The organism is Pseudoflavonifractor sp. AF19-9AC, assembly GCF_003478995.1.
GTDB lineage: Bacteria > Bacillota > Clostridia > Oscillospirales > Oscillospiraceae > Lawsonibacter.
In genome coordinates this window covers 362,647-383,599 of the sequence record NZ_QUGI01000001.1, presented here as the reverse complement: position 1 = coordinate 383,599, position 20,953 = coordinate 362,647, and the positions used below count along the sequence as shown (strand labels likewise).

Annotated in this window: 21 protein-coding genes; 15 read left to right on the top strand and 6 right to left on the bottom strand. The window is 60.1% G+C overall.

Annotated elements, in window-relative coordinates; translation table 11 throughout:
• Positions 1-31: 31 nt before the first annotated feature.
• A complete protein-coding gene (locus DWX58_RS01840) occupies positions 32-526 on the bottom strand; it encodes a tRNA (cytidine(34)-2'-O)-methyltransferase (RefSeq protein WP_118641292.1) in 495 nt (164 codons plus the stop codon).
• A gap of 401 nt (positions 527-927) precedes the next feature.
• Here DWX58_RS01840 and DWX58_RS01835 point away from each other — a divergent pair, with 401 nt between their 5' ends.
• Both DWX58_RS01835 and DWX58_RS01830 read left to right on the top strand, forming a co-directional pair.
• Positions 928-1,539, top strand: coding sequence for an MBL fold metallo-hydrolase (locus DWX58_RS01835; protein WP_118641290.1), 612 nt, complete (start codon positions 928-930; stop codon positions 1,537-1,539).
• 24 nt (positions 1,540-1,563) lie between these two features.
• Complete coding sequence (locus DWX58_RS01830; RefSeq protein ID WP_118641288.1) at positions 1,564-2,832, top strand: competence/damage-inducible protein A; 1,269 nt, start codon at positions 1,564-1,566, stop codon at positions 2,830-2,832.
• A gap of 70 nt (positions 2,833-2,902) precedes the next feature.
• Here the strand turns inward: DWX58_RS01830 and DWX58_RS01825 are convergent, their stop codons facing one another.
• The 3 genes from DWX58_RS01825 to DWX58_RS01815 all read right to left on the bottom strand — a co-directional run bounded on the left by DWX58_RS01825 (position 2,903) and on the right by DWX58_RS01815 (position 6,100).
• A complete protein-coding gene (locus DWX58_RS01825; protein ID WP_158579187.1) occupies positions 2,903-4,717 on the bottom strand; it encodes a PepSY domain-containing protein in 1,815 nt (604 codons plus the stop codon).
• Entirely contained in the window at positions 4,714-5,295 is a 582-nt protein-coding gene (locus DWX58_RS01820; RefSeq protein ID WP_243093213.1) for an RNA polymerase sigma factor, read from the bottom strand. Before DWX58_RS01820 ends, DWX58_RS01825 begins: the two co-directional genes overlap by 4 nt.
• 226 nt (positions 5,296-5,521) lie before the next feature.
• A complete protein-coding gene (locus tag DWX58_RS01815) occupies positions 5,522-6,100 on the bottom strand; it encodes a biotin transporter BioY (RefSeq protein ID WP_118641286.1) in 579 nt (192 codons plus the stop codon).
• 231 nt (positions 6,101-6,331) lie between these two features.
• Between DWX58_RS01815 and DWX58_RS01810 the strand changes: the two genes are divergently transcribed.
• The 7 genes from DWX58_RS01810 to DWX58_RS01780 all read left to right on the top strand — a co-directional run bounded on the left by DWX58_RS01810 (position 6,332) and on the right by DWX58_RS01780 (position 13,264).
• Positions 6,332-7,480: an S-layer homology domain-containing protein gene (locus DWX58_RS01810; RefSeq protein WP_158579186.1), complete on the top strand. Its 1,149-nt coding sequence runs from the start codon at positions 6,332-6,334 to the stop codon at positions 7,478-7,480.
• Positions 7,481-7,895: 415 nt separating this feature from the next.
• Positions 7,896-8,135, top strand: coding sequence for a YaaL family protein (locus DWX58_RS01805; protein ID WP_118641282.1), 240 nt, complete (start codon positions 7,896-7,898; stop codon positions 8,133-8,135).
• Positions 8,132-8,398: a pro-sigmaK processing inhibitor BofA family protein gene (locus DWX58_RS01800; RefSeq protein ID WP_118641280.1), complete on the top strand. Its 267-nt coding sequence runs from the start codon at positions 8,132-8,134 to the stop codon at positions 8,396-8,398. The genes DWX58_RS01805 and DWX58_RS01800 overlap by 4 nt, the downstream gene beginning before the upstream one ends.
• A gap of 165 nt (positions 8,399-8,563) precedes the next feature.
• Positions 8,564-10,069: a MerR family transcriptional regulator gene (locus tag DWX58_RS01795; protein ID WP_118641278.1), complete on the top strand. Its 1,506-nt coding sequence runs from the start codon at positions 8,564-8,566 to the stop codon at positions 10,067-10,069.
• A 108-nt stretch (positions 10,070-10,177) separates the two neighbouring features.
• A complete protein-coding gene (serC, locus tag DWX58_RS01790) occupies positions 10,178-11,263 on the top strand; it encodes a 3-phosphoserine/phosphohydroxythreonine transaminase (RefSeq protein WP_118641276.1) in 1,086 nt (361 codons plus the stop codon).
• A 265-nt stretch (positions 11,264-11,528) separates the two neighbouring features.
• A complete protein-coding gene (locus DWX58_RS01785) occupies positions 11,529-12,701 on the top strand; it encodes a phosphoglycerate dehydrogenase (protein ID WP_118641274.1) in 1,173 nt (390 codons plus the stop codon).
• Complete coding sequence (locus DWX58_RS01780) at positions 12,701-13,264, top strand: rhomboid family intramembrane serine protease (RefSeq protein ID WP_118641272.1); 564 nt, start codon at positions 12,701-12,703, stop codon at positions 13,262-13,264. The genes DWX58_RS01785 and DWX58_RS01780 overlap by 1 nt, the downstream gene beginning before the upstream one ends.
• A gap of 486 nt (positions 13,265-13,750) precedes the next feature.
• Here DWX58_RS01780 and DWX58_RS01775 read toward each other — a convergent pair whose 3' ends face one another.
• Both DWX58_RS01775 and DWX58_RS01770 read right to left on the bottom strand, forming a co-directional pair.
• A complete protein-coding gene (locus DWX58_RS01775; protein WP_118641270.1) occupies positions 13,751-14,611 on the bottom strand; it encodes a carboxypeptidase regulatory-like domain-containing protein in 861 nt (286 codons plus the stop codon).
• A 26-nt stretch (positions 14,612-14,637) separates the two neighbouring features.
• Positions 14,638-15,183 carry a hypothetical protein gene (locus DWX58_RS01770; RefSeq protein ID WP_118641502.1) on the bottom strand — a complete coding sequence of 182 codons (546 nt, stop codon included), beginning with the start codon at positions 15,181-15,183 and terminating at the stop codon, positions 14,638-14,640.
• Between the two features lie 464 nt (positions 15,184-15,647).
• Here DWX58_RS01770 and DWX58_RS01765 point away from each other — a divergent pair, with 464 nt between their 5' ends.
• The 6 genes from DWX58_RS01765 (at position 15,648) to DWX58_RS01740 (ending at position 20,939) form a co-directional block, all read left to right on the top strand.
• A complete protein-coding gene (locus DWX58_RS01765; protein WP_118641268.1) occupies positions 15,648-15,908 on the top strand; it encodes a hypothetical protein in 261 nt (86 codons plus the stop codon).
• Between the two features lie 107 nt (positions 15,909-16,015).
• A complete protein-coding gene (locus DWX58_RS01760; protein WP_118641266.1) occupies positions 16,016-17,227 on the top strand; it encodes an ABC transporter substrate-binding protein in 1,212 nt (403 codons plus the stop codon).
• Between the two features lie 168 nt (positions 17,228-17,395).
• On the top strand, positions 17,396-18,286 hold the full coding sequence (locus DWX58_RS01755) for a branched-chain amino acid ABC transporter permease (protein WP_118641264.1): 891 nt from the start codon (positions 17,396-17,398) through the stop codon (positions 18,284-18,286).
• A gap of 10 nt (positions 18,287-18,296) precedes the next feature.
• Complete coding sequence (locus DWX58_RS01750) at positions 18,297-19,373, top strand: branched-chain amino acid ABC transporter permease (RefSeq protein WP_118641262.1); 1,077 nt, start codon at positions 18,297-18,299, stop codon at positions 19,371-19,373.
• Positions 19,370-20,221 carry an ABC transporter ATP-binding protein gene (locus tag DWX58_RS01745; protein WP_118641260.1) on the top strand — a complete coding sequence of 284 codons (852 nt, stop codon included), beginning with the start codon at positions 19,370-19,372 and terminating at the stop codon, positions 20,219-20,221. The genes DWX58_RS01750 and DWX58_RS01745 overlap by 4 nt, the downstream gene beginning before the upstream one ends.
• Positions 20,222-20,237: 16 nt before the next feature.
• On the top strand, positions 20,238-20,939 hold the full coding sequence (locus DWX58_RS01740; RefSeq protein ID WP_199648653.1) for an ABC transporter ATP-binding protein: 702 nt from the start codon (positions 20,238-20,240) through the stop codon (positions 20,937-20,939).
• Positions 20,940-20,953: the final 14 nt, after the last annotated feature.

Sequence of the window (20,953 nt, the reverse complement as noted above, 5' to 3'; positions counted from 1 at the left end):
AATCGGTTCAAGCGGGAACAAACGGCTTTTGCTATGGGTGCTGGATTCCGCCCATCTCTCCCACGCCGGAGAGTTCCGGAAACCCCTGCTGCCGCAGGGCCTCATAGGTCAGAATGGCCACGGAATTTGCCAGATTCAGACTGCGGGCGTCCGCCCGCATGGGGATTCGGATGCACCGGTCAAAATAGCGCCGGCGCAGCTGCTCCGGAAGACCGGCCGTCTCCTTGCCGAACATCAGCCAGCAGTCCGGCTGAAACCGGACCTGGGAATAGTCCCGGGGGGCTTTGGTGGTGGCCAGCCACAGATCCGGGTCCGGATTCTGGGTGAAGAAATCATCCAGTCCCTCATAAACCCGCAAATCCACCATGGGCCAGTAATCCAGTCCCGCCCGCTTTACCGCCTTGTCGCTGATGTCAAAGCCCAGGGGCTTGACCAGATGCAGACGACTGCGCGTTGCGGCACAGGTTCTGGCAATGTTACCGGTATTCATAGGGATTTCCGGCTCCACCAGTACAATGTTCAGCACGACCGTTCCTCCTTGTTTGCGCGGCTATCATTGTATTCCAAATCGGGAAGAATTTCAACTATAAAATGGTCGAAATATTGCAAAAAAATTATAAAACAAGCCAAAACGGCAATCTGCTGTCCCTTTTTTTGGCATTTTTCATGTCTGAGTGGCAGTTAAACCCCGTTTTTTCGGCGTTGTGACTGACTTAAACCTTTTTCCCGGGGCGCTGCTGCAGCTTTTGTTGCTTGCTCCCCCGCAGTCAAAGGGTTTATTCTTCCCTTGCTGTCGGTGTGCCTTCGTCTTTTTTCCAAATTTCCCGCTGCGGTCGGCTTTTCTTCCCTCCAGTCCCATGCTATAATATGCATATTCACCAAAAACATGAGATTTCCGGCCCATCTGACCGGGAAAGGAGTCTTTCTATGAAGCTGATCTGGCACGGACATTCCTGCTTCACCCTGGAAACCAGTCAGGGTACCGTGGTCTTTGATCCCTATGCCGACGGCTCGGTGCCCGGGCTGCCCCCTCTGGCCCTTCAGGCCGATCTGGTCCTGTGCAGCCACGAGCATCACGACCACAACGCCCGAAGCAACGTACATCTCAGCGGCCGCGCCCCCTCGTTCCAGGTGGAACGTCTGAACACCTTCCATGACCCGGAGCAGGGCGCCCTCCGTGGACCCAATACCATTCATATGATTTCTGCCGACGGGCTGCGGGTGGCCCACCTGGGCGACCTGGGCTGCGCCCTCACCCCGGAGCAGCTGGAGTGCCTCCAGGGACTGGACGCCGTCCTGATTCCGGTGGGCGGCTACTACACCATTGACGCCGCCCAGGCCGATGAGATCGCCCGGCAGCTCCAGGCCCGGGTGGTGGTGCCCATGCACTACCGGGGCGAGGGGTTCGGCTACGACGTCATCGCCCCCCTGGACCGCTTCCTCGCCCTGCGGACGGACGTGGTCCGCTATCCCGGCTCTTCCCTTACCCTGGAAGCAAACATGCCGGTCCAGACCGCGGTTCTGGACCGCTTTGACTGATAGTTTAGTTTGGAGGTCCTTCCCATGTCCCACACTGTGGAAATTCTGTCCGTTGGCACCGAGCTGCTGCTGGGAAATATTGCCAACACCGACGCCCAAATTCTCTCCCAGGGGCTCAGCGAGCTGGGCCTGAATGTCTACTACCATACGGTGGTGGGCGACAACCCCCAGCGTGCCCGCCAGGCCGTGGCCATTGCCAAGGAGCGGGCTGACATTATTATTACCACCGGCGGTCTCGGTCCCACCTGCGACGATCTGACCAAAAACGTACTGGCCGAGGCCTTTGGCAAGAAGCTGGTTTTTGACGAGCCCTCCGCCCAGCGCATCCGCAGCTACTTCACCCGCACCGGCCGGCCCATGACGGAAAACAACCTGCAACAGGCCATGCTCCCGGAGGGCTGCACCATCCTGGACAACGACTGGGGCACCGCCCCCGGCTGCGCCTTCTTCGCCGACGGGGTCCACGTCATTATGCTCCCCGGTCCCCCCAGCGAGTGCCGCCCCATGTTCCAGTACCGGGCCAAGCCCTATCTGCTCAGCCTGTCCGAGGGCGTGATTGCCTCCCACACGCTGAAGCTCTTCGGCATCGGGGAGTCCTCCATGGAGGCCCAGCTGCGGGAGCAGATGAACACCATGTCCAATCCCACCCTGGCCCCCTACGCCAAGGAGGGAGAGTGCGAGCTGCGGGTCACCGCCAAGGCTCCCACCGACCAGGAGGCCCAGGCCCTGCTCCAGCCCACGGTGGAACAGGTAAAAGCTCTCTTCGGCTCCAAGGTCTACGGCGTGGACGTGTCCTCTCTGGAAGAGGTTGTGGAGCGGCTGCTGGGAGAGCAAGGGCTCACCCTTGGTGTAGCCGAGAGCTGCACCGGCGGCCTGATGGCCAAGCGGCTGACCGACGTACCCGGAGCCTCCAAGGTGTTCAAGGGCGGCATCGTGTCCTACACCAACGAGATCAAGGCAGGCGTTCTTGGGGTGCCCCAGGAGCTGCTGGACCAGTACGGCGCCGTCTCCTCCCAGGTGGCACAGGCCATGGCGGAGGGTGCCCGCCGGGTGCTGGGCTGCGACATCGCCCTCTCCTCCACCGGTGTGGCCGGCCCGGACAAGGACGACCGCGGCAACGAAGTGGGCACCATGTTTGTGGGCATCGCCACCCCGAAGGGTTCCTTTGTCCGCTCCCTCTCCCTGGGCAACCGCCCCGTGCGGGAGCGGCTGCGCATCCAGACTGCCAGCCATGCCTTCGACCTGGCCCGGCGGTATCTCTCCGGACTGCCCTACTCCGATTCCAAAGCATAAATGAAAAAACACCGGGCGGCGCCTGTTGCGCCGCCCGGTGTTTTGCTTGGTTCTATTTCCTTATTTTAACTCAGTCGTCCCGGTCGGACTCATGGGAGAGGATGGTACCGTCGGAGGCCAGGATGGTGTACTCATACTCCAAGCCGTTGGCCCTGAACTCCACCTCATACTCCAGACGGCCATCGTCGTAGTCCTGCTGGACCTTCAGCCCGGAGGTGCTGGACTCACTGACTCCGGCATGGTTCAGGGCAATGCTTTTTGCCTTGTCACCGCCGATATCAGAGGAGGTGCTGCTGCCGGTGCTGCCGTGGCGCTCGGTGTCCCGCTTCAGGATGGCGCCGGTGGTGCCGTCCACGGTGTAGTCATACTCGGTGCTGTCCACCCAGAACTCAATCTCGTATTCCAGGCGGCCGTCGTCCCAGTCCCGCTCCACCTTCATGCCGGTGGCAGAGGAAGCGGAGACACCCGCGTCCTTCAGGGCCGCGCTCTTGGCCGCCTCACTGCCGATGTCGGAGGAGGTGCCGCCGCCGTTGCCGGCCTGAGTTCCGGTGGTGCTGCCGCCGGAGGCGGGCTGGGAGTAGGTCTTGACCTCGTGCTTGATGACGCTGCCGCTGGTCAGGGCGATCTCATACTCATAGCGGCTGGAGCCCACCATGAACTCCACCTCGTAGCACTCGGCCCGTCCGTCGTCGTACTCCAGCCAGGCGTTGCAGTAGGTGGTGTCGCTCTCCTTCACCCCTGCATGGCTGAGGGCGGCCGTTTTAGCGGCGCTCTCTCCGATGTAGGAGGAAGTGTTGGCAGAACCGGTGCTGGGAGCCGTGCCAGTGGCCTCCGTCTCGTACTTCACCACCTGACCGTTGGAGGCGTCAATCTCATACTCATACTTCTTGCTGTTTGCGTGGAAATCCACCTCATAGATCATACGGCCGTCGTCGTAGTCGAACTCCGCCTTCAGGAAGGTGACCTGGTTGGGGGAGAGACCGGCGTGCTTCAGCGCCGCGCTCTTGGCGGCATCTGCGCCGATGTAGGCGCTCTGGCTGGCCGTTCCCGAGGTCTGGATGGTGTTGGAAACCAGGATCTCCGTGGGGCCGTCGGCTCCGCCGATGACGGTGCTCCCCTCCTGCGCCTGGGTACCGGTGGTATTCTGGGCGGAGTAGAGCAGGTTCAGCTCATTGACGGTCAGACCCACCAGACTTTCAAAGGTCTTGGTGTTGTTGCTGCCCTCCACGATGGCCTGAATGAGGGCGGCCTTACCGGCGGAAATGCCGTATTCCTCGGCCTTCCGGCTCAGCTCCTCATTATACTGGAGGGTCTGGGAAAGGATGGCGCCGTTGATCTGGGCGCTGGCCAGGGCGGCATCCGCCTGGGCGGTGAGCTCCTGCTGGAGCTTCTCGCCCCGCTGTACGTCATCGTCCTCCACGGTGATGAGAATGGAGTTGGCCAGCTCATCCACATAGCCGTGCTGGAGCAGAGAGCCGATGACCGCGTTCATTGCCACATCCACCGGCACACCCTTCAGATCCAGCCCTTCCAGAATTACCTTGCCGTCCTCGTTCTGAGGCGTGGCGGAGATGACCTTCTCATTCTTGTTGACCTTCAGCTCCACACTGGGATTGACGTCCAGGGAGACCACCGAGGCCACTGCGTTGTTGCTCTGGTAATAATAGCCGGCTCCGCCGCCCACCACCACCAGGGCCAGACAGGCAGCCACAGCCAGGGACATCCACTTTTTCTTGCCGGTGCTCTGCTTGGAAGAATTCTTTTCCGTCATGGGAATCACAATTCCTTTCTGTGTCTCACAGCGGGCAAGGATTCCCTCTAAGTCATTGGGCGCGGCATGGGACACTGCCTGCTCCAGGCGCCGCTCCAGCTCCTTGTCGTTCATCGAGGGTCATCTCCTTCCAGCTGGACTCGTAATTTTTTCAGTGCGCGATGATACTTGGACAGGACGGTAGCCAGAGGCATCTCCAGCAAATGGGCGATTTCCCGGTGCTTCAGGCCGGTGACTGCGTGGAGCATCACCACCTGCCGCTCCTCGTCCGTGAGGGCGGCCATGGCCTGCTGCAGGACCTGCCGGTCCTCCGGGGTGACAGAGGGGCTGTCCGCGGGAATGGCGTCCCATTCCTCGTCTTCCAGCTGTTCCTGCCGGGAACTCTGGCGCAGCTTCATCAGCGCCAGGCTCCGGGCCACCGCCAGCAGCCACCCCATGGGCGAGCCCTGGGGCTTATACTGGTATGCGCTGTCCCACACCCGAACAAAGGTATCCTGGGTCACATCCTGAGCATCGTGGGCGTTTTTGACATAGGACAAGGCCAGTCCGTAAACCGCCGTACGGGTGCGGCGGTACAGCTGGGCCAGAGCCTCCCGGTTCCCGGCAGCCACCCCCGAAAGCAGCTCGTCCAGTTCCCTTCGTTCCTCCACGCCGTGTTGCTGTGTTGTCTGCGCGGTCAATAGCATCAGCATGTGCCATTTCTCCTGTCATCCAAGTAATGCGCGGGTTCCTTCTTTTATTGCACAGAAAAGAAAAAAATTTTTCCCGCTGCCGGTTACTTTGTTTTCCGCCCCTTATTATAAAGAGCAGAGGGCGAAAAAACAAGAGCAGAGAAAGAGAGCGCCAGGCCAAGCGCATGACGCGCTCAGCCCGGCGCTTTCATTTTCAGCCGGATGGTTTCCGTGATGTAAGCCTTTCTCACAGTTCGCTGCGGGAAGCCGCACTGACCTGTTCCAGCAGTCCCGCCTGGACCAGCCGTTCCCGAAGCACAGGGCCCACCACCATGGCGGCCACCATTTTTCCAAGGTCAAAGGGAATAAAAGGAATCACGCAGGTCCACAAGGCCGCCTGAAGGGTGCTCCGGGTGATAAAGCAGAACCAGGCCGTCCCCAGGGCGTAGCACAGGGCGGTGCCCACAATCATACCGCCCAGCTGAAGCACCCGGCTCCGGGTGTGGTCGATCACCCAGCCCGAAACCAAGGCAATGACCAAAAAGCCCAGAATATACCCTCCTGTGGGCCCGGCCAGCTTGCCCAGTCCGCCGGAGAATCCGGAAAAGACCGGCAGTCCCATCATACCAATTAAAATATAGACCAGCACGCTGAGACTTCCCCGCTTCCACCCCAGCAGATACAGGGAAAAGTACACCACCAAGTTGGTCAGCGTGATGGGGACCGCCCCAATGGCGATGGACATGGGGGCCAGCACACAGGTGACGGCCGTCATCACAGCCACCATAGCCATCATATAGGTACGGGATTTTGTTTTGGTTTCCATTGCTGTCGCTCCTTTGCATGACAGGGCTCCGTCTCAGACGTAAACCTTTTTCTGATGTATAGTTTACAATCCTTTTCTTCAATTGTCAACCTTTAATTTTTTTAGTTTACATTCCATTCTGCCGCCACATTTGTCCAATTCGCGGAATATGACCGCTTTCCCTTGCCATTTCCTCGTTTTTTTAGTATAATAGCCTGCGTATTCATGAACGTCCAGCGAAAGGAGACAAACATGACACCCTTAAAACGATGGTTTTGTCTGGCTCTGAGCCTGGCTTTGGCCGTCACTCTGGCTCTCCCGGCCCACGCCGTGGAGGCTGCGGCGGACAGCTTTGCCTCGTTCCTCATTGACGCCGACACTGCAGATTTCCCCGAAAAGTCCCTCAACGTGGTTTTGTACCGGCGCAACGGCTCAGGAGCCTTTGTTTCTGACGATTCCGTGCGCTACTCCTGCCAGATTAACCGGGTGGCAGGGGACGCCACCTTTTATATCCAGCCCCGTACCGAGGGCGTGTGGGTAGAGGTGGACTACCTCAGCGACCTGAACGGCGACGGCACCTACGAGATGTTGGATGGCGAGTCCGCTCCCGTATGCGACAGCATGACCTCCGCTGGAACCCTGGAGGCCTGGAACGGCACCGACCACCCCCTGTCCAATGGCCAGATCTACCTGCTCTCCGCCCAGACTCTCCGTGAGCGGGCTCAGGCCATTCTCCAGGAGCGGGTATCTTCCGGCAGCAGCCAGTATCTGGGTCTGGGCAGCACCACGCCCAATCTGGATTCCATGCTGTACTTTGTGACCCTCCACTATGTCTCTCCCACCACTAAGGAGGAGTACTCCCTTTCCTATTACCTGCAGCTGTTTGATTCCGTGATCGTTCCCTCCGACGTTCCCTTCAATGCCTGGTACTACAGCTCGGTGGAATATGCTCTGGAGAACGGTCTCTTCTCCGGAACCGGCAAAGACAGCTTTTCCCCCAACAGCGCCATGACCCGCTCCATGCTGTGGGTGGTGCTGGCCAATGTGGAGGGAGCCACCCTCACCCCCGGCGAGTACTGGTACAGCGGCGCTCAGAGCTGGGTGGCCCAGGAGGGCATCTCCGACGGCAGCGACCCCAACGGCGCCATCACCCGGGAACAGCTGGCTCTGATGCTCTATAACCTGGCCGGCATCCGGGAGACCGACCCCATCGATCACCTGTCCGGTTTCTCTGATCGAAGCTCCATCTCCCCCTGGGCCGAGCACGCTCTCAACTGGGCTGTGGGACAGGGACTGTTCTCCGGCGGCGACGGCGGAATCCTGAACCCCAGAGGCACCGCAACCCGCGCCGAGGTTGCCACCGTTCTGCGTCAGTATGAACAGCTAGTTGTGGAAAAGTAAACTTCCATAAATAACACAACGGGCCGCCCCAGATGGGGCGGCCCGTTTGCGTGGGTGCGTAAACCCAAAGGGCACAAGTGCCCTTGCCTTGGACAGCTGGGCCGGAAAGCCTTTCCCGTTCGAAAGCGCTGCTTCCCTGTCCGGGCTCCATCCCTGCATAGGCGGACCTTGCTGCGTCCTTCCGCTGCATCGCTTCCGGCCAGCTGTACCCCGGCACCGGCTTAGAGGGGGATTGTCCCCGCTCCGCCTTTCGCCAAAGGGGTTGTGCCTTTCGCGTATGGATGAAACCTTCTCTTGCCGTCCGAGGGTAGTTTGTCCCGCTGCACTGGTTCTATTCCTGTTTAAAGGCTGGAATATTTGTCCAAACTAACCATACAATGGTTGCAGAAAAACAGCCGCGAAAGGAGCCACGACTATGCCAGAATCCGCCCGCATCTTTTTCCCACGCCGCTCCCCCGGCCCCCGCGAGGCCGAACGCCGGGAGCTGATGGCCGCCCTGGCCCAGACCCGTGGCCTCATCAGCCAGGCCTATGGCAGCTTCAACAGCGTCAGCGACAGCGACCTCATTGAATCCTATGTCTTTGAAATCAATTCTCTCCAGGCCCGGTACAATTACCTGCTGCGCCGGGTGAAGGAACTGGAGGCGGATTCATGAATCTATTGCCTGACTATGCGGCCTGGGCGCTGGCCGGTCTTTTGCTGTGCGCAGCCCTGTTTCTGCTGCGCTGGCCCCTGGTGCAGCTGGTGCGGCTCATTGTGCGCTCCTCCGTGGGACTGGCCGCCCTGGCCCTCTTTTCCCAGGTGGGGCAGGCGATTGGAGTGTCTCTGGGCGTCAACCTGGTCAACGCCCTGGTGCTTGGTCTGCTGGGTGTGCCGGGCTTTGGGCTGCTGCTGATGCTCCAGTGGGTGCTGCGCTGATCTGTCCCCACACACGCTTCCGTCTGGCTTTGCCGGGCGGTTTTTTCTTGTCTTTTTCTCCCCTCACATTTATGATAAAATTAAAAATATTCAAATTTCTCTTGACTGTGCAGTCACTTTACCCCTTACACTGAGCCTAGGATCCTTTGGAAAGGGGGCCCTTTTATGACCATTAAGGAAATCGAAGCTGCCACCGGACTGCCCCGGGCCAACATCCGCTATTATGAATCGGAGGGTTTTCTCCACCCAGAGCGGGGAGAGAACGGCTATCGCAATTTCACGCAGAGCGACGTGGACACCCTGTTGAAAATCAAGCTGCTGCGGCAGCTTGGCTTTTCCCTGGAGGACATTCGCGCCTGTCAGAAGGGTGAGGAGGAGCTGTCCGCCGCCCTCACCCGGCGGCTCGCTGAGTTGGAGCAGACCCGGGGTGCCCTGGAAGAGACGGTGGAGCTGTGCCGGGCTATGCTCCATGACAGCGTCCGCTTCCAGAGTCTGGACGCGAACCGATATCTGCAGCGCGCATCCTCCTCTGTCTCCATTCCCGCGCCCATTCAAGCCCCCTGGGAAAAGGACACCGCCGCGCCCCCCTCCCCCTGGCGGCGCTTTCTGGCCCGGACTTTGGACCTGGCCCTGTATCTCTTCCTCTGCCGCGCCTTTTTGCAGGTGGTTTTCCGGGTGAACCTCTCCCATCATGAGGGGCCGGTGGAGATCCTGGACCTGCTGGCTGCCATGGGGCTGATGCTGGTGCTGGAGCCTTTGTGCATCCACTTCTGGGGTGCCACGCCGGGCAAGGCCCTGTTCGGTCTGCGTCTCACCCAGCGCGACGGAAGCCCCCTAGGCTATCTGGACGCTCTCCGGCGCACCTTCCTGGCCATGGCCGTGGGTACGGGCTTCTGGGGGCTGGGGATTCAAATTCCCCTTCTCTCCCTGGTATCCCTGGGGCTTATGGCCTACTCCTTCTGGCGGGTCGTCAAGGGCCGGAGCCTGTACTGGGAGACAGACTGGAACGAGCGCTACACCGACGGGAACCGCCCGGGCAGTCGGTATTGGAGCCGCCCCTTCAGCTATGTGCGTCTGGGGGGTGCAGCGGCGCTGGTTGCCGCCATTCTGCTGCTACCCGGTCTCCTGCATATCTGGGCCATGTCCCCCCGGTATCAGGGGGAAGGGCTGACGACGGAGCAGTTTGTCCAAAACTACAATCAGTTCAGCCGTTTTCTGTCCTGGCCTGGAACGCCCATCAACCAGCTCACCCCGGACGGCACCTTCCAGGAGTCTCAGAACTCTTCCAACGTTATCTCCATCTCCCTTTTTGACAGTGCTCCGGTGGAACTGGAGTTTACCCAGGAAGAAGGAGTCCTCACCGCCGTGTCCTGCGCCTATCGCTTTGAAGACAGCGTCGGTACCACCGCCGCTCTTCCCACCCAGGTACTCACCAAGACACTGTGGAGCTTTCTCTACGGCCGCCCCGGTCTGTCCCGGGACGAGCTGGTAAACCTGATTACTCAGCTGGAGGAGCACCCGGCCGAGCCTCTCTCCTGGTCCCAGGACGGGATGCAGGTGAGTTATCAGCCTGCTCTCCAGGGATATCAAAGCTACGGCTCCTCCGCGCTGGTCGCGGAAGGCAGTGGTCCCCACCGGGTCCAGGTGGATTTTACCGTTTTAGTGGGATAATCTGGAGAAACTGAGGATTGACACTTCATTTTGCCAACACTATAATTAGAGAATGCCCCGGTCCATTCTGGAGCGGGGCAATTTTTTGTTTGAAAGGGGTTCTCCCAAATGAGCGACCAGCGTGTTTACAACTTCTCCGCCGGCCCTTCCATGCTCCCTCTGCCTGTTCTGGAGCGTGCCGGGTCAGAAATCACCAACTACCGGGGCTCCGGCATGTCAGTGATGGAGATGAGTCACCGCTCAAAGGTCTTTCTTCAGATCTTCCAGGAGACCCAGGATAAGCTGCGCCGGATTATGCGTGTCCCTGAGGGCTATAAGATTCTTCTCCTTCAGACCGGCGCCTCCGGCCAGTTCTCTATGATTCCCCTCAACCTCATCGGCAAGACCGGAAAGGCCGACTATGCGGTAACGGGTAATTTCTCCAACCTGGCCTATAAGGAGGCTTGCAAATTCGGCCAGATCAACCTGGTCGCCTCCTCTGAGGACCGCAACCACTCCTACATCCCCGCCCAGGACCAGCTGAAGCTGGATCTCCAGGCCAGCTACTTCTATTACTGCGCCAACAACACCATCTACGGCACCGAGTGGCAGTACATCCCCGAGACGGGCGATGTGCCCCTGGTGTGCGACATGTCCTCCGACATTCTGTCCATGCCCGTGGATGTGTCCAAGTTCGGCATCATCTACGCCGGAGCCCAGAAGAACATGGCCCCCGCCGGCCTGACGGTGGTCATCATCCGGGAGGATCTGGCCGGCCACGAGCTGCCCTACACCCCCCTCATGATGAACTACAAGACCATGATCGACAAGGACTCCATGTACAATACTCCTCCCTGCTGGTGCATCTACATGCTGGGCCTCAACCTGGACTGGGTGGAGGAGCAGGGCGGCGTGGAAGGCATGGAAAAGCTGAAAAAGCTGCGCTCCTCCATGCTGTACGACACCATCGACAATTCCCGCCTGTTCCACTGCCACGCCGAGCCCGGCTCCCGCTCCGGCATGAACGTCACCTTCCGCACCGGCAACGAGGAGCTGGACGCCAAGTTTATCGCGGAGGCCACCCAGGCCGGATTCGTCAACCTGAAGGGCCACCGGAAGACCGGCGGCATGCGGGCTTCTATCTACAACGCCATGCCTGTGGAGGGCGTTGAGAAGCTGTGTGACTTCATCAAGGCATTTGATAAGGCCAACTGACGTTTCCCCCATGTGAGCCCAGCGAAGCGGGTCACATGGGGAGAGGAGACGCAAGGGAGCGCAGTCCGGAATACCCGCCAGGGTGTTTCGGACAAAGCGGACTTTGCGTCGACGACAATGCGATGCCCGTGGAGGGTGTGGAGAAGCTGTGTGACTTCATCCGCGCCTTTGACAAAAACAACTGATTTGCCCCCGCGCTCCGTCGCCGGGCTTCCATAACCTGCAGATCCTGCAGATGAGTTTTGAGTTTAAAGAGGGAATTATTATGTACCGCATCAAAACCATGAATAAAATTTCCGCCGCCGGCCTGGCCCATCTGGACAAGAGCCGCTTTCAGGTCAGCGACGAGGTAGAAAATGAGGACGGTATCCTGGTGCGCTCCGCCCCCATGCATGACTATGTCTTCCCTGACGCCCTGCGGGCCATCGCCCGGGCCGGCGCCGGCACCAACAACATCCCCATTGACCGCTGCTCGGAAAGCGGCATCGTGGTCTTCAACACCCCCGGTGCCAACGCCAACGCCGTGAAGGAGCTGGTCCTGGCCGCCATGCTCATCGCCTCCCGTGACATTCTGGGCGGCGCTGAGTGGGTGCAGGAGCAGGCCCACACCCCCAACGTAGACCTGGCCCCCGCCGTGGAGAAGGGCAAGTCCGCCTTCGCCGGCCCCGAGCTCTACCGCAAGACGGTGGGCGTCATCGGCCTGGGTGCTATCGGCGCTCTGGTGTGCAACGCCGCCCTGGAGCTGGGCATGGATGTCTACGGCTTTGACCCCTTCCTGTCCGTGGACGCCGCTCTCCGTCTGGACCGCCACGTCCACGTGGTCCACGACGTCAACGAGCTCTACAAGGTGGCCGACTACGTCACCATCCACGTTCCCTACAACAGCTCCACCAAGGACTTCATCAACGCTGAGGCCATCTCCAAGATGAAGGGCCAGGTGCGGGTGCTGAATCTGGCCCGGGGCGAGCTGGTCAACGATGACGATATGATCGCCGCTCTGGAGTCCGGCCGTGTGGCCCGCTACGTCACCGACTTCCCCAATGAGAAGATCGCCTGCATCCCCCACGTCATCGCCCTGCCCCACCTGGGCGCCTCCACCCCCGAGAGCGAGGAGAACTGCGCCGTCATGGCCGTCCGCCAGCTGCAGGACTACCTGGTCAACGGCAACATTATCAATTCCGTCAACATGCCCAACGTAGCCCAGGACTGGAGCGGCATCTCCCGCCTGTGCCTCATCCACCGCAACGTCCCCGCCATGCTGACCAAAATCATGACCACCCTGTCTGACGACGGCATCAACGTGGAGAACATGACCAACAAGTCCAAGAAGGACTACGCCTACACCATCGTGGACGTGAACACCCGCATCACCGATCAGGTGGCCGGCGAGCTGCGGGCCATTGACGGCGTCATCCGGGTACGGGTGCTCAACCACTGATGCGTCTTCGGATTCAGTACAACTCCCCCGTGGTGCTCACCTTCGCGCTGATCTCCCTGGGGGTGTTGGGGCTGGATGTCCTCACCAACGGCTGGACCACCATGCACCTCTTCTGCGTCTACCGAGCCCCTCTCTCTGACCCGCTGACCTATGTGCGTATGGTGGGACATGTGCTGGGGCACTCCGGTTACGCCCATTATATGGGCAACATGATGCTTCTGCTGGTAGTTGGGCCTCCTTTGGAGGAGAAGTACGGCTCCAAACGGCTTTTGTCCTGCATCCTGATTACCGCCCTGGTCTCCGGACTAGTGCAGTTTCTCTTCTTTCCCGGCGTTGCCCTGCTGGGGGCCAGCGGCATCGTATTCATGATGATCGTGCTCTCCTCCCTGGCGGGAATGCGCAATGGTGCCATCCCCCTTACCCTGATTCTGGTGGCAGTGCTCTACCTGGGCGGCGAGGTGGTCACCGCAGTGACCGCCCAGGACGATGTGTCCCAGCTGACTCACGTGGTGGGCGGGCTGTGCGGCGGCGCACTGGGCTTTGCCATGAGCCGCTCCCACTGAATAACACGTTTTTTCTGCTGCAAAGGGCGGCGGAGCTCCGGAACGATTTCCTGGAACTCCGCCGCCCTCTCCGTTTTTATCCGATTCCACCGAAATGCGGACGGCAGCCCGTTCAGCCGACATGGCACAGGCTGCGCGCCTGCCGCCACGCATAGCTGCGGTGCTCTGGATCCAACCACACATCCACACGGCTTCCCGGTACAAGCCGCACCAACAGGCGGCACAGACTTCGTCCGCATCGGCACAGCGTCAGCCGGTACTCTCCGGCGTTCAGAAAGGCAAATACCGCCTTCCCGGTACTGCGGGGGATTCGTCCCCAACAGCTATATCCGCATTGTGGCTGCAGAAACAGGCAATCTGTATCTTGAATACCCGTTACCTCCACGCGCAGGACACAGAAAAACTGGTCGGGAACACCCCGCAGTCTGCAGTCCGCCTCCTCCCCCGTGCAGAGGCAAAAGGGGGCAGACTGGGTCAAGCTGGCACTTACCGCTCCAGTTTCGCCTTTACCATATACTGGCCGCCGGTGACTCCGCCGAACAGATACTTTCCCTCTCCATTGGTCTTCGTAGTGGCCACCAGGGTCTCTACCTTGGTTTCCCCTGCTTTGGTAATCCGATACAGGCCCACAAAGCATCCGGCCACAGCGGCCCCGCCGGCATTGCGGATCACACCGCTGACCGTTCCGTTGTAGGTCCGGGCATCCACTTCCATGGACATGGTGACGTTGGCAATGGCCCCGTTTGCAATGGTAACGGCCGTGGGTCCGCCTGTGAGATAACCATCCGCCGTGGCCAGCAGGGAGTAGGCACCGTCGGCCACATCGTAGAACAGGAACTCACCGTCACCGGCGGTGTAGGTGGTGGCTACCACCTCACCTGCGGAATCCCGAAGGGTAATTTTTGCCCCCGACAGAGGCACAGTACCCTCTGCCGTCACGGTGGTGAGCACACCGGCAATGGCCCCCAGAGCCAGTGTGGTATCCGCGGTGCATACCAGTCCGGCCTGAACACTGCTGCCCTCCGTCAGGGTGACGCTCACTGCGGCACTCATGGAGTAGCCGGGCAATACGGCACCCAGGCTGTAGGTGCCCGCGGGCACATCACTGAAGGAATAGGTGCCCTCCCCATCGGTCAGCGTGTGTCGGAAGGGTACACCCATGCTGTCAAAGAGCTTGACGGTGGCATTGGGCAGCGGTTTGGTGCCGTCTGTGACGGTGCCAAACACTGTGGCAGCGGGCGGCAGGGCAGGCGCCAGACTCAGGTTAATGTCCGCCTCCTGCATCCCCTGCAGCTCAAACCCGGTACTATAATTCAGGCTGAGCAGATCCTGCTTCATATCGGCCATAACAATCTCCTCCTAAACGATCATGGTTAAACGGAATCGTCCTTCCGTGTGGGGCTGCCAATTAAAAATCCCACACAGCCGGACACAAAATCCCGGAACTGCGCCGCGGTGGCGGTAGCAGCTGGGTCCTCCGGCATTCCCTTCCAGCGCAGCAGCAGCAGAACAATAAGGCTGAACAGACCGATACCCGCTGCAGTTAGAATCTGCAGACTGTCCCCGGTGTCCCCTTCGCTGGGAGGGGAAACGGACGGAGTCTCCGCTCTTTGGAGCGTTTCCTCCCCGCCATCCGAGGCCTGAAACCCAATCTGCGCCACCGGCCCCTCTCCCGTCCAGGATGCCACCTCCTGCTGGGGCAGGCTGGTCTGACCGGTCCCGGGGGCTGCCGTGCGGCGGTTAAAGTTCCCGCTGAGGAAATAGCCAAAAATGGCAGCCAGGGAGGTGCGCACGATAATATCGATGCTGCCGCTTTCACCTGCCCCCTCACTCTGCAGGAAGAGGCTGCAGGCCGACTGGACCAGCAGCACAAGCATGAACAGCAGCAGGCACCGATCCACCAGATAAATACTCGCCATCGGCTTTTTGGTCCTGGAATCCCGCGGGTGTTTCTGCAACAGTGGTTTTCTCTCCTTTCCCGGCCGGTTTTCTGCCCCGCAAGCGCCGGGGCTGGGCTGGGAGGGGCCGGCCGCCTCCCAATCCCATTTCAGTGTATGCACCCGGCTGCTCCTCGGTGACCGTCGGGGGCTCTCCGTCCCTCTATGCACGTCCCAAACCAGAATTTTGCAAAATGTGGCCGCAGGCGCTCTCCTGATCCCCGCATGTTCCCGGGTTTTACCCGCCTTTTCCTCCTTTACCGGCATTCCAGGACCGGACCCCCTGGCAACAGCTTCGATTTTTCGTGAATATCCCCAAATAATTCGAAAAATAATCCCATTTCTTCTGTGATTCTCGTGCGGAACAGGCCTTGACTTTTCCTACACATTCTCTTAGAATGGTTGCATGTATCTTCTGGTACGCTTGCAAGGAGGAGGGGTTTGAAATGAGCAGCATGGCCTGTTTTCAGACTCAGAACAATATGCCGCAAGCGCCCTTCGCCGTCCAGCGGGAGAAGGGCAAGGATTTCTGCGCGCATTTTGCTTCTTCTTGCAATCACAATGTATTCGCTATTATTATGGACACCATTCTGATGGTGTCCATTTTTGTCATTCTGGCATTTGCCTTGCTGCACACGGTACTGTGCCTGGCCCTGCTAGCCGTCATTTTAACCTCCCTGATGATTCTTGTACCCATAGTTTCATAATGCCAAAGGAACAACCGTAATTTCCCCGTTTTCGATACAAAAGCGGCTTCGTTCTTTTGGAACCGAAGCCGCTTTTTTGTATAAGTATTTGTAAAGGAGCAATCAGAATGAAAAAGAAGTTACTCTCTCTTGCGCTGGCTCTGGCCATGACCCTGAGCCTGGCCGCCTGCGGCAGCAGCGGCGGCGACAACACCAGCGGAAGCGGCAGCCAGGCCTCCTCCGACGGCAGCATCACCATCCGCATCGGCGGCATCGGCCCCCTGACCGGCGGCAATGCTACCTACGGCCTGGCCACCGAGTATGGCGCCCAGATCGCCGTGGATGAGATCAACGCCCTGGGCGGCAACATCAAGCTGGAGTACCGCTTTGAGGACGACACCGGCGTCAACGAGACCGCCGTTTCCGCCTACAGCATCCTGAAGGACTGGGACGTGGACGTCATCTACGGTTGCACCACCACCGGTCCCTGCGTGGCTGTGGCCGCCGAGACCTTCGCCGATCGCTACTTCCAGATCACTCCCTCTGCTTCCTCCACCGACGTCACCGACGGTAAGGACAACGTCTTCCAGATGTGCTTCACTGACCCCAACCAGGGTATTACCGCCGCCAACTATGTGAAGGACAACAACCTGGCCACCAAGGTTGCCGTTATCTACAACAACGGTGACTCCTACTCCACCGGCATTGCCCAGGGCTTCATCGCTGCGGCCAAGGAGCTGGGCCTGGAGGTTGTGGCGGAGCAGACCTTCCCCGCCGACACCAACACCGACTTTAACGTTCAGCTCACCGCCTGCAAGAACGGCGGCGCCGAGCTGGTGTTCATGCCCATCTACTACGGCCCCGCCTCCCTGGTGCTGACTCAGGCCAACCAGATGGGTTATGATCCCATCTTCTTCGGCGGCGACGGCATGGACGGCATCCTCACCAGCATCGAGGGCTTTGACGCCTCTCTGGCCGAGGGCCTGATGCTCATGACCCCCTTCAACGCCGCTTCCGAGGACGAGCGCACCGCCGCCTTCGTGGAGAAGTATCAGTCCGCCTACAAGGACATCCCCAACCAGTTCGCCGCTGACGGCTATGACTGTGTCTACGCCATCTACGACGCCCTGCAGAAGATCGACAACCTCTCCGAGATTGCTGCCATGGAGCCCGCTGAGCGCCATGAGGCCCTGTGTGACGCCCTCATCGGTGTGTTCACCTCCTCCGACTTTAAGGTGGACGGCCTCACCGGCTCCGGCATGACCTGGCAGGCCAACGGCGAAGTCTCCAAGGACCCCATGGTGGTGGTCATTGAGAACGGCGCTTATGTGACCCAGTAAGCACTCCAGTTCGCCTTGCCCGCCGAAGGGGCTGCCGGCATCGTCCGGCGGCCCCCCGGCTTCGGCGGAAAAGCCCACAGCCCAGGCTGCGGGCTTTTCCGCCGAAGCTGACCTCCCGGTCCCCCGGCAGACCGGACCATTCCAATGAGAGAAAGAAGTGGGAATAATATGACCTTTCTCAGCCATCTGATTACCGGCCTGAGCCTGGGCAGCATCTACGCCATTATCGCCCTGGGCTACACTATGGTTTACGGTATCGCGAAAATGCTGAACTTTGCCCATGGCGACGTCATCATGGTAGGCGCCTACGTCTGCTTTTTTGCCGTCACCAGCTACCAGCTCCCCGCCATCCTGGCGGTGCCCCTGGCCATGGTTGTGTGTACCATCCTGGGCATCGTCATCGAGCGGCTGGCCTATAAGCCTCTGCGGCAGGCTCCCTCTCTGGCGGTGCTGATTACCGCCATCGGCGTAAGCTATTTCCTGCAGAACAGCGCCCAGATCCTCTGGACCGCCTCCCCCAAGTCCTTCCCCAACCTGTTTGTCTTCGGGGGGCAGAACAGCTTCAGCCTCTTCGGCGGCCAGCTAAACATCTCCTACGTGGCCATCGCCACGGTGCTGGCCTGCATTGTGATCATGCTGGCCCTCACCTGGTTCACCAAGAGCACCAAGCTGGGCAAGGCCATGCGGGCCTGCTCTGAGGACAAGGCCGCCGCTCAGCTCATGGGCATCAACGTGAACTTCACCATCTCCATGACCTTCGCCATCGGCTCTGCCCTGGCGGCGGTGGCAGGCGTGCTGATGTGCTCGGCCTACTCCTACCTGCTGCCCACCACCGGCTCCCTGCCCGGCATCAAGGCCTTTACCGCTGCCGTCTTCGGCGGCATCGGCTCCATCCCCGGTGCCTTCCTGGGCGGCGTGCTGCTGGGTCTCATTGAGACCTTCACCAAGGCTTACATCTCCACCGACCTGTCCGACGCAGTGGTCTTTGCCGTACTGATCGTGGTGCTGCTGGCCAAGCCCGCCGGTCTGCTGGGCCGGTATGTGCCTGAGAAAGTGTGAGGTGGGAACGATGAGCAAGTTATCTTTGGGCTCCATGAAGGGCCGCAGCGCCCTCAGCCCCTTCCTCAATTACGCCATTGTCATTGTGGCCTTTATCGCCCTTCAGGTGGCCATCGGCATGGACGCCATGAGCAACTCCATGCAGTCCCTGCTGGTGCCGGTGTGCTGCTACATTGTCATGGCCATCTCCCTGAACCTGACCGTTGGCGTACTGGGTGAGCTGTCCCTGGGCCACGGCGGCTTTATGAGTCTTGGTGCCTTCTCCGGCATCATTGTCTCCATCGCCCTGAAAAACCTGGTACCCCTCTCTCCCCTGCGCCTGGCCATCGCCCTGGTGGTGGGTGCCATCTTCGGGGCCATCGGCGGCGTCATCGTGGGCGTCCCCGTTCTTCGTCTGCGGGGCGACTATCTGGCCATCGTCACCCTGGCCTTCGGCGAGATCATCAAGAACGTCATGCAGGTGCTGTACATCGGCGTGGACGAGCACGGCCTGCACATGTCCACCTCTGAGGCCGGCCTGCTGCTCTCTGAGAACGGCACCGCCATTGTCAAGGGTCCCATGGGTGCCGTGGGTGTGACCAAGCTGGCTTCCTTCACCGCCGGGTTCATTCTGATCCTCATCACTCTGGTGATTGTCCAGAACCTGGTGCACAGCCGGGCCGGCCGGGCCATCCAGGCCCTGCGGGACAACCGCATCGCTGCGGAAAGCATCGGCATCTCCGCCACCAAGTATAAACTCATGGCCTTCGTCACCTCCGCCGCTCTGGCCGGTGCCGCAGGTGCTCTGTACGGCCTGAACTACTCCTCCACCCTGGCCTCCAAGTTTGACTTCAACACCTCCATTCTGGTCCTGGTGTTTGTAGTTCTGGGCGGTCTGGGCAGCATCCGCGGCTCTATCATTGCCGCCGCCGTGCTTACCGTCCTGCCTGAGCTGCTGCGCAACTTCGACGTGAAAGAATACCGCATGCTCATCTACGCCATCGTGCTGATTCTGGTCATGCTGGTCACCAACAATCCCACCATCTGGGGCTGGATTTCCCGGTTCCAGAGAAGAAAGGCTGAGGAGAAGGGAGAGGCGGAACAATGAGCAAATTTCAGAAAGATCCGGTGAAGCTGGTCCCGGTGCCCAGCACCAACAAGATTCCCGAGCGCGACATTGATAAGAGCCCCATTCTGGAGTGCCGTCACCTGGGCATCGATTTCGGCGGCCTGTCCGCCGTGAAGGACTTCAACATGGCCATTGGCCGCACCGAAATTGCCGGCCTCATCGGCCCCAACGGTGCAGGCAAGACCACGGTCTTCAACCTTCTCACCAAGGTGTATCAGCCCACCCGGGGCACCATCCTGCTGGACGGCATGGACACCAACAGCATGTCCACCGTCCAGGTCAACAAGGCGGGCATCGCCCGTACCTTCCAGAACATCCGTCTTTTTAACAACCTGACGGTGGAGGACAACGTAAAGCTGGGCCTTCACAACCAGGTGCGCTACAATATGTGGAGCGGTATTCTCCGTCTGCCCCAGTACTGGAAGTCGGAGAAGCAGTCCCACGAGCGGGCCATGGAGCTGCTGTCCCTCTTTGACATGGGCTATCTGGCCCAGTTCAAGGCGGGCAACCTGCCCTACGGCGCTCAGCGCCGGCTGGAGATCGTCCGGGCCCTGGCTACCAACCCCAGCCTGCTGCTGCTGGACGAGCCGGCCGCCGGCATGAACCCCTCGGAGACTGCCGAGCTGATGGAAACCATCGTGAAAATCCGGGACACCTTCGGCATCGCCATTCTGCTCATCGAGCACGACATGAATCTGGTCATGGGCATCTGCGAGGGCATCGCGGTGCTCAACTTCGGCCAGATCATTGCCAAGGGCACCCCCGACGAAATCAAGAACGACCCGGTGGTCATCGAGGCCTACCTGGGCAAGAAGAAGGAGGCGTAAGGGCGTGGCAACGACACTGCTGAATGTGGAAAATATCAACGTCTACTATGGCGCCATCCACGCCATCAAGGACGTATCCTTCCACGTGGACGAGGGGGAGATCGTCACCCTCATCGGTGCCAACGGCGCCGGCAAAACCACCACCCTCCAGACCGTCTCCGGCCTGCTGCGCTCCAAAACGGGCAGCATCACCTTTGAGGGCAAGAACATCAGCGCCATCAGCCCCGACAAGCTGGTCTCCCACGGCCTGGCCCAGGTACCCGAGGGACGGCGCATCTTCCTGCAGATGTCCGTGGAGGAAAATCTGGAGATGGGCGCTTACACCCAGTCCCCTGCTGGAATCCCCAAGGACCTGGAAATGGTGTTTGAGCTGTTCCCCCGACTGAAGGAGCGCCGCCGCCAGGTGGCGGGCACCCTCTCCGGCGGCGAGCAGCAGATGCTGGCCATGGGACGGGCCCTCATGTCCCACCCCAAGCTGCTGATGCTGGACGAGCCCTCCATGGGTCTGGCCCCCATTCTGGTGGAGCAGATCTTTGAGATCATCCAGAACCTGAACCACCACGGTTCCACCATTCTTCTGGTGGAGCAGAACGCTCAGATGGCCCTGTCCATTGCCCACCGCGGCTACGTACTGGAGACGGGTAAGATCGTCACCACCGGTACCGGCACGGAGCTCATCGAGAGCCCGGAGATCAAGCGCGCCTATCTGGGCGGCTGAGCGCCTCAATTTTC

Bases quoted from the DNA above. Each gene is read 5' to 3' on its own strand.
- DWX58_RS01835 (WP_118641290.1), top strand. From the start codon at position 928: ATGAAGCTGATCTGGCACGGACATTCCTGCTTCACCCTGGAAACCAGT.
- DWX58_RS01830 (WP_118641288.1), top strand. From the start codon at position 1,564: ATGTCCCACACTGTGGAAATTCTGTCCGTTGGCACCGAGCTGCTGCTG.
- DWX58_RS01825 (WP_158579187.1), bottom strand. From the start codon at position 4,717: ATGAACGACAAGGAGCTGGAGCGGCGCCTGGAGCAGGCAGTGTCCCAT.
- DWX58_RS01820 (WP_243093213.1), bottom strand. From the start codon at position 5,295: ATGCTGATGCTATTGACCGCGCAGACAACACAGCAACACGGCGTGGAG.
- DWX58_RS01815 (WP_118641286.1), bottom strand. From the start codon at position 6,100: ATGGAAACCAAAACAAAATCCCGTACCTATATGATGGCTATGGTGGCT.
- DWX58_RS01810 (WP_158579186.1), top strand. From the start codon at position 6,332: ATGACACCCTTAAAACGATGGTTTTGTCTGGCTCTGAGCCTGGCTTTG.
- DWX58_RS01805 (WP_118641282.1), top strand. From the start codon at position 7,896: ATGCCAGAATCCGCCCGCATCTTTTTCCCACGCCGCTCCCCCGGCCCC.
- DWX58_RS01800 (WP_118641280.1), top strand. From the start codon at position 8,132: ATGAATCTATTGCCTGACTATGCGGCCTGGGCGCTGGCCGGTCTTTTG.
- DWX58_RS01795 (WP_118641278.1), top strand. From the start codon at position 8,564: ATGACCATTAAGGAAATCGAAGCTGCCACCGGACTGCCCCGGGCCAAC.
- serC (WP_118641276.1), top strand. From the start codon at position 10,178: ATGAGCGACCAGCGTGTTTACAACTTCTCCGCCGGCCCTTCCATGCTC.
- DWX58_RS01785 (WP_118641274.1), top strand. From the start codon at position 11,529: ATGTACCGCATCAAAACCATGAATAAAATTTCCGCCGCCGGCCTGGCC.
- DWX58_RS01780 (WP_118641272.1), top strand. From the start codon at position 12,701: ATGCGTCTTCGGATTCAGTACAACTCCCCCGTGGTGCTCACCTTCGCG.
- DWX58_RS01775 (WP_118641270.1), bottom strand. From the start codon at position 14,611: ATGGCCGATATGAAGCAGGATCTGCTCAGCCTGAATTATAGTACCGGG.
- DWX58_RS01770 (WP_118641502.1), bottom strand. From the start codon at position 15,183: ATGGCGAGTATTTATCTGGTGGATCGGTGCCTGCTGCTGTTCATGCTT.
- DWX58_RS01765 (WP_118641268.1), top strand. From the start codon at position 15,648: ATGAGCAGCATGGCCTGTTTTCAGACTCAGAACAATATGCCGCAAGCG.
- DWX58_RS01760 (WP_118641266.1), top strand. From the start codon at position 16,016: ATGAAAAAGAAGTTACTCTCTCTTGCGCTGGCTCTGGCCATGACCCTG.
- DWX58_RS01755 (WP_118641264.1), top strand. From the start codon at position 17,396: ATGACCTTTCTCAGCCATCTGATTACCGGCCTGAGCCTGGGCAGCATC.
- DWX58_RS01750 (WP_118641262.1), top strand. From the start codon at position 18,297: ATGAGCAAGTTATCTTTGGGCTCCATGAAGGGCCGCAGCGCCCTCAGC.
- DWX58_RS01745 (WP_118641260.1), top strand. From the start codon at position 19,370: ATGAGCAAATTTCAGAAAGATCCGGTGAAGCTGGTCCCGGTGCCCAGC.